This window comes from Streptomyces phaeochromogenes (assembly GCF_001418655.1).
In the GTDB taxonomy this organism is placed as follows: domain Bacteria; phylum Actinomycetota; class Actinomycetes; order Streptomycetales; family Streptomycetaceae; genus Streptomyces; species Streptomyces phaeochromogenes.
This window is the reverse complement of the sequence record NZ_LIQZ01000477.1, coordinates 1-1,338: the sequence shown is the minus strand read 5'-3', so window position 1 is coordinate 1,338 and position 1,338 is coordinate 1. Positions and strand designations below refer to the sequence as shown.

1 protein-coding gene is annotated in these 1,338 nt (G+C 70.7%); it reads left to right on the top strand.

From position 1 onward, the window contains the following. A partial coding sequence (locus AOK17_RS43330; RefSeq protein ID WP_055618145.1) for an AI-2E family transporter occupies nt 1–1,130 on the top strand: 1,130 nt, incomplete at its 5' end. Nucleotides 1,131–1,338: the final 208 nt, after the last annotated feature.

Genomic DNA, 1,338 nt, shown 5'->3' with positions numbered 1-1,338 from the left:
CCGATCCCGCCGCGGCCGTCCCCTGGGGCATGCGGGTCGCCGCCGAGGCCGGCTGGCGGCTGCTCGTACTCGCGGGCACCGTCTGGGTGTTGATGCGCGTCATCAGCGCCGTGCAGCTCGTCGTCCTCGCCTTCGTCGCCGCGCTGCTCATCACCGCGCTGCTCCAGCCCACCGTGGCGCGGCTGCGGCGGTACGGGGTGCCGCGCGGGCTCGCCACCGCGCTGACCGCGACCCTCGGCTTCGTGGTCATGGGGCTCGTCGGATGGTTCGTGGTCTGGCAGGTCATGGAGAACATCGACAACCTCTCCGACCAGATCCAGGACGGCATCGACGAGTTGCAGCGCTGGCTGCTCAACAGCCCGTTCCATGTCACCGAGGACCAGATCAAGGACATCGCCAAGAGCCTGCGCGAGGCCGTCGGCGCCAACACGGACGAGATCACGTCGGCGGGACTGGAAGGCGTCACCGTCATCGTCGAGGCCCTGACCGGCATCCTTCTCACGATGTTCTCCACGCTCTTCCTCCTCTACGACGGCAAGCGCATCTGGCAGTGGACGCTCAAGCTGGTGCCGGCGGCGGCACGGCCCGGGGTGGCCGGGGCGGGCCCGCGCGCCTGGCGCACGCTGACTGCCTATGTCCGCGGGACGGTGATAGTGGCGTTGATCGACGCCATCTTCATCGGCCTGGGCATCTTCTTCCTGGACGTCCCGATGGCTGTTCCGCTGGCCGTCTTCATCTTCCTGTTCGCGTTCATCCCGCTGGTCGGTGCCGTCGTCTCGGGCGCGCTGGCGGTGGTGGTCGCGCTGGTGACGCAGGGGGTCTTCACCGCGGTGATGGCGCTGCTCGTCGTGCTCGCCGTCCAGCAGATCGAGGGCCACATCCTCCAGCCGTTCATCCTCGGCCGGGCGGTTCGGGTCCATCCGCTCGCCGTCGTTCTCTCCGTCGCGGCGGGCGGGATGGTCGCGGGCATCGGCGGCGCCGTCGTCGCCGTGCCGCTCGTCGCGGTCACCAACACGGTGGTCGGCTACCTGCGGTCGTACTCGCAGGAGCCGGCGTTGCGTACGTCGCCTGTGCCGCGGGGGGCGACGGCGACGGGGGTGGCGCCGGTGGAACACCGGCCGCCGTCGTAGGGCGCCCCTGTCCGCTGGGGCTCCGCACCAGACCCCGTGGGGGCGCGCCTTCTGGTGCGGGTCGGTCGTGGCTGGGTGCGCAGTTCCCCGCGCCCCTGAGGTATCTCAGCCCCTCCGGCGTTTGAGGAGCGGGGGTTCGGGGGCGGAGCCCCTGAAAAGGGACGGGAATGGGTAGGGGCGGCGGGGGCGAAATCCAAGGACGGTGAGT